This window comes from Thermostichus vulcanus str. 'Rupite', assembly GCF_022848905.1.
GTDB lineage: Bacteria > Cyanobacteriota > Cyanobacteriia > Thermostichales > Thermostichaceae > Thermostichus > Thermostichus vulcanus_A.
In genome coordinates this window covers 1-5,087 of record NZ_JAFIRA010000087.1, presented here as the reverse complement: position 1 = coordinate 5,087, position 5,087 = coordinate 1, and the positions used below count along the sequence as shown (strand labels likewise).

The 5,087-nt window shown below is 54.9% G+C and carries 8 protein-coding genes; 4 read left to right on the top strand and 4 right to left on the bottom strand.

Annotation, left to right across the window (positions count from 1 at the left end; translation table 11 throughout):
- Together JX360_RS17035 and bchI are read right to left on the bottom strand one after the other, a co-directional pair.
- Window positions 1-516: biotin transporter BioY (locus JX360_RS17035; RefSeq protein ID WP_244353362.1), on the bottom strand; the 516-nt coding region annotated here is incomplete at its 3' end.
- Window positions 517-594: 78 nt separating this feature from the next.
- Window positions 595-1,653, bottom strand: a complete 1,059-nt coding sequence (bchI, locus tag JX360_RS17030; protein WP_244353353.1) for a magnesium chelatase ATPase subunit I — start codon at window positions 1,651-1,653, stop codon at window positions 595-597.
- 279 nt (window positions 1,654-1,932) lie between these two features.
- On the opposite strand from bchI, the gene JX360_RS17025 reads away from it, so the two are divergent.
- Window positions 1,933-2,382 carry a DUF4168 domain-containing protein gene (locus JX360_RS17025; RefSeq protein WP_244353344.1) on the top strand — a complete coding sequence of 150 codons (450 nt, stop codon included), beginning with the start codon at window positions 1,933-1,935 and terminating at the stop codon, window positions 2,380-2,382.
- Window positions 2,383-2,453: 71 nt separating this feature from the next.
- Entirely contained in the window at window positions 2,454-2,993 is a 540-nt protein-coding gene (locus tag JX360_RS17020) for a DUF3611 family protein (RefSeq protein WP_244353342.1), read from the top strand.
- Between the two features lie 167 nt (window positions 2,994-3,160).
- Here JX360_RS17020 and JX360_RS17015 read toward each other — a convergent pair whose 3' ends face one another.
- Together JX360_RS17015 and JX360_RS17010 are read right to left on the bottom strand one after the other, a co-directional pair.
- Window positions 3,161-3,298 carry a photosystem II reaction center protein K gene (locus JX360_RS17015; protein WP_235278236.1) on the bottom strand — a complete coding sequence of 46 codons (138 nt, stop codon included), beginning with the start codon at window positions 3,296-3,298 and terminating at the stop codon, window positions 3,161-3,163.
- Window positions 3,299-3,419: 121 nt separating this feature from the next.
- Window positions 3,420-3,665: a photosystem I reaction center subunit PsaK gene (locus JX360_RS17010; protein WP_244353340.1), complete on the bottom strand. Its 246-nt coding sequence runs from the start codon at window positions 3,663-3,665 to the stop codon at window positions 3,420-3,422.
- A gap of 181 nt (window positions 3,666-3,846) precedes the next feature.
- On the opposite strand from JX360_RS17010, the gene JX360_RS17005 reads away from it, so the two are divergent.
- Complete coding sequence (locus JX360_RS17005) at window positions 3,847-4,416, top strand: pyridoxamine 5'-phosphate oxidase family protein (RefSeq protein ID WP_244353339.1); 570 nt, start codon at window positions 3,847-3,849, stop codon at window positions 4,414-4,416.
- A 195-nt stretch (window positions 4,417-4,611) separates the two neighbouring features.
- Window positions 4,612-5,087, top strand: a 476-nt coding sequence (locus tag JX360_RS17000; protein WP_244353337.1) for a fatty acid desaturase, incomplete at its 3' end; no start/stop codon positions are given.

Sequence of the window (5,087 nt, the reverse complement as noted above, 5' to 3'; positions counted from 1 at the left end):
AACACCCTTTTGAAGCACCGCCCAAGCAGAAGTTGGCTCCACATTCTGGTTGAGCCAGACCCCCAGCCAAGTGGCACCCATTAGGTAAATCAAAGCACTACACGCCAGCATTGCTGCAGCCATCTTCCAGAGGTTTCGATCGACTCCCCATCGTTCTACAAACCAGCCCATCAGCCCCGCTGTTAGCGGATAGGCCAGTAGATAGCCCCCTGTTGCCCCTGCCAAGTGGCTAAACCCAGATCCCCCTCCTGCAAAGAAAGGCAGCCCCAACAGCCCTTCTAGGAGGTACAGCAACAGCGTGAGAAAGCCGAGCCGCGCCCCAAAGCCTGCCCCAACCAGCAGGACTCCAAAGGTTTGACCCGTAATCGGTACCGGCGTAAAGGGCAAAGGGATCCGCACCTGAGCCAGGACAGCCACGAATAAACTGCCCCCCAGAATCAGCAGGGCATCCCGAACACGGGAAGGACGGGGTACCAGAGTTTGCGCTAGGGGAGTATGGACGAAAGCAGCAGTCATAAGGGGTATGGGGTTCTTAGACACAGTACTTAGCATTATAGTATCCTGGATAAGCGCTTTGTCAATCAACCATCCAACTCAGGCGGCACTATCCAGGCTGACCTGAAAGACTTCGCTAAAGGCTTTTTCGACTTTGTAGCCGGAGTCAATCGTTTCTAAGGGATCCTTCCGCAGGCGGTGTCGTAAACAGAGGCTGATCACCCGGCGAATATCGGCAAGAGTAACTTCACTGCGGCCTTCTAGCGCAGCCAAAGCCTTGGCAGCCCGATTGGTGACAATATCCCCTCGCAACCCATCCACCTCCAGCGCAGCACACACCCCGGAGATCTTGAGGCGCAAGTCCGGATCCACCGTCACCGCAGGCAAAAGGTGTTGCGCTTTTTCAATCCGTTCCGAAAGCCGCTGCTGCGAGTCTGCGTACTTGGCCAAAAACCCTTTTGGATCGGCATCAAACTGGCTGCGTTCCTCCACAATTCGCACCCGCAGGGCGGCATCGCGCACCGTTTCGATCTGCACAAACATGCCGAAGCGATCCAGCAATTGCGGGCGCAACTCCCCTTCTTCCGGGTTGCCAGAACCAACCAGGACAAACCGAGCCGGGTGCCGGATGGAAATCCCTTCCCGCTCAACTGTGTTCCAACCGGAGGCTGCCGAATCCAGCAACACATCCACCAGATGGTCATCCAAGAGGTTCACTTCATCCACGTAGAGAATGCCCCGGTTTGCTTTGGCCAGGAGGCCCGGTTCAAAGGCTTTCACCCCCTGGGATAAGGCCCGTTCAATATCGAGGGTGCCACAGACGCGATCTTCGGTTGCCCCCAAAGGCAGGTCCACCATCGGCACTTGCATCCAGGTCCTTTCTACGGACTCACCTGCTTGTAGGCGTTCCCACAGTTGGTCACTCATTAAATCCCGCTGCTGGGGGTGGCTGTTAAAGGGATCCCCTTTCACCACTTCAATTTGGGGCAACAGATCCGCCAAGGCCCGAATGGTGGTGGATTTACCTGTACCGCGATCCCCCATGATCAAGACCCCACCAATGCGCGGATCAATCACATTCAGGAGCAGGGCTAATTTCATGTCCTCCTGGCCAACGATGGCCGTAAAGGGAAAGACGGGGCGACGTTCCAAACTCATAAGGGCAATTCACTGGCGCTCTGTACCTCATTATCCCAGAAGCCCTTCCCCCCTGACCCGCTTAACGGCTGGAGAAACACCCCTGAAAACAACCACAGGAACCAAAAAGCAAGTTTCGGGTCAAAGAATGAAGCTAGGTAGCTAGTGTGGATACGACCCTAGCCTTTTGTGGGGAGGAACAGGTAGCATCGAAGCCTACACAGTTCGTCAGCAACCAGCAACTGGGTCAGGGCAACCACACAACTGGAGCGGCAATTATCGGGTGGGGAGACATTGGCGGTGTCAGGGAAAGCGGGCAAGACAAGGTGGATAAAACTCCCAGTTCAACAACTGGCCCAAAAGGGGTTGGTGGGGTTGATCTGGGCTTGCACCTGGATCCCTTTTTTGGCAGTTCCTTTGGCGGTGGCCCAAACTCCGACACCGGTGGTTCTGGCGGATGAAGATGAACAGGTGACGGATGAACAAGTGACAATCTACGCCCGTATTGTCCTGGAAATGGAGCCTCACCGTCAGGAATCTCAACAACGTTCTCAGGCTACGGATGACCCAGCCAGCAAAGATCAGATTCGGCGAGAATTCATTCGGACGGCCCAGGAGATCATTACCCGCCACGGCATGAGTGTGCCCGACTACAACCGCATCACCCTTCTGATTCGGTCACCAGAAGGGAAAGCCTTGCAACAGCGCATCGAAACGGAAATTCTGCGTCTACAAAGTGAGGATCCCTAGCTGAGGTGACTGAGGCTGGAGGATGACGATAGGCTGGGAGCAAAGGTCAATGTCCATCCCGGGAGAGAGCGATGAACGAGCCCATGTCGCCGTCGGTACGTGCGGCTGTTGAGCGAATGAAATCTCGGTTGCGCCTGACTCGCCGCTTTGGATTTTGGTTTCAAGCGGTTTTGGGAGCAGCGGCTTTGCTGCTTTGGGTGGGCTTTTTGATTGGCCAAAACACCGTCTATCGGGATGACTCCGCTGGGGCCATTCTCGCCTTTTGGTTCACGCTCTTTACGTTGCTGACCCTAGCAGCAGGGTTGTTCTTCAATTGGCGCTACCTTTTACATGCTGATCGACGCCAAGTTTCGGCTGATTCTCTCAGTCAGTTGGATTTGCCCAAGCAACTGCAGCTCGTCACCTACATCAGCTTAATCGGGGCTTTTTTGGCCTTAATTGGCATGGAGGCCCAGGTGGGCGAATTGCTAGCGCGCATGTTTTCCCGCACACAAGCGAATCAGGTGACGGGGGTTCTGTTGCTGGCAGCCAACATTAACGTTACCTTTGCCCATTTTGTTTGTTTGGCCGGTGTTCTCTGGATTACGGGTACCCTTGACCGCGAGCCATAACCTAGAAAAGGGGATCCCCATCCCATTCGCCGCAAAAAAGATCCCCAAAATAGGGGATCCCAGAGAATAAAAAACTAGCCTCAACTGAGCAGCAGCATCCTGCCCCAAGGAGGAGCTTCTAGGCACAAAGCCAACACAACGCCAATAGTCTTGGTATAGGCTTCGCCCTATTTGAAGCCTACAGCTGCCTGCCAGACAAAAGCCAGCAGGAAAAACAAAACGGGGATGATCGGCAACAGATCCACCAAGGGATCAAACAATTCGTAGCCTTCCGGCAAACTGGCTAGGAGCATCATCGCTGGCATGACAACAAACCTCAGAGGGAAGTGCGGCAGAAGAAACCGCTTCTTTCAGAATTGCAATAGAGTTTAACATCGCCAGGGACGGATCCCGGCAGACATCAAGAAATGTAAACGAGGTTGCCCCTCAAAGTACGCCCATGCTGGAGAGGCCCAGGATCACCCCTACCCCCAACAGATGGCCGAAACTGGCGACACCGATCACCTCCGGCCAATCCATGCCCAACACCGGGCCGGCTTCTGCTGTGGATCCCGATGTGGATTTGAAGATCAAATAGGAAAGCCCTGTACACAAAAGGATGGCCACGGCACTTAAGGGCGACCAAGGGCTGGTTTGGGCAGTCAAAGCCAACGGCGCAACAACGGGCATCATGGGTTGAATCCTCGGCTGGGTTGAATCGACACCTAGATTACCCCTGTTCCCGAAGTCCTTACGGGATCCCCTCAAGATCTGCACATGAATTGCAACAGAAGTCGAAACAAAACCTCACATTTTTGGGCTAGGGGAGTCTAGGGGAGTCACACTCGAAAAGCCGTTCCGACCGATTTTCTCCATGGCCAAAGTCCATGACTCGATCACCCCTGCTTTGCAACAGTTCATCGCCGCCCAGCACATCTTTCCAGCACATCTTTTTGTCGCGACTGCCCCCCTGGCGGCCCATGGGCATGTCAACCTCTCCCCGAAAGGATTGCAGAGCTTTCGCCTCCTCTCGCCGCAACAGGTAGCCTATCTGGACGTCACCGGCAGTGGCAATGAAACCTCCGCCCATTTGCTTGAAAACCAGCGCATTACCTTGATGTTTTGTGCCTTCGAGGATCCCCCTTGTATCTTGCGCCTCTACGGACGCGGGCGGGTGATTTTGCCCGCTAGCCCCGACTGGCAGAGGGTGATCCCTCAGTTTGAGGAACTTCCCGGTACCCGGCAGATCATTCTTGTGGATGTAGAGCGGGTGCAAACCTCCTGTGGCATGGAAGTACCGCTCTATGCCTTTCAAGGGCAACGACAGTCTTTGCTGGATTGGGCTGTTAACCAAGGGGAAGCCGGGATCCAAGCCTATCAACAGCGGAAAAATCAGCTCAGCATCGACGGACTCCCCACTCCGTTGTCCCTTCACCAGCCCTAGGCTGCGGCGTGACCCTGGGATCCCTGTCTTGGATCGGGGGATGGAAGCGGAAATTGAGCTTAAGCTGTCAGGTTTAGCAAATCTCTGCCGTATACTAACGAAAGTTAAGAAATCTACCTAATTTGTTGGTGTGATGACCTGGACGTGCTGCTCTGTCCTAGCCTCCTTGACTGCTCCGTGCGGGGATGGCTGCCGATGACTGTTGCCACGACTGCTCAATCGGCCCGCAAACCTGCCACCCTTCCCCGCGAGCTGTTGGGACCGCCAGCGGAGTTTTGGAACCCGACTTTGCTGATGTTTTTGGCCGCTGTGGTTCTCTCCGCCTGTTGCTTCGGTGGCTATGCCTTTTGGCACTGGCCGAAGTGGATGGTGTTTTGGCTGAACTTTGTCGCCTTGTACGTTTTGGGTACGGTGATTCATGATGCCTCCCATGGCTCTGCCCACCGCAACCGCTTTTTGAATGAGGCTTTGGGGCATGGCTCTGCCCTGCTGCAAGGTTTCGTCTATCCCGTGTTTAAGCGGGTTCACATGCAGCATCATGCCCATGTCAACCATCCCGAAGATGACCCGGATCACTATGTCTCCACTGGGGGGCCGCTGTGGTTGATCGCGCCGCGCTTTTTCTACCACGAGGTGTTTTTCTTTAAGCGACAACTGTGGCGCAAGGGGCG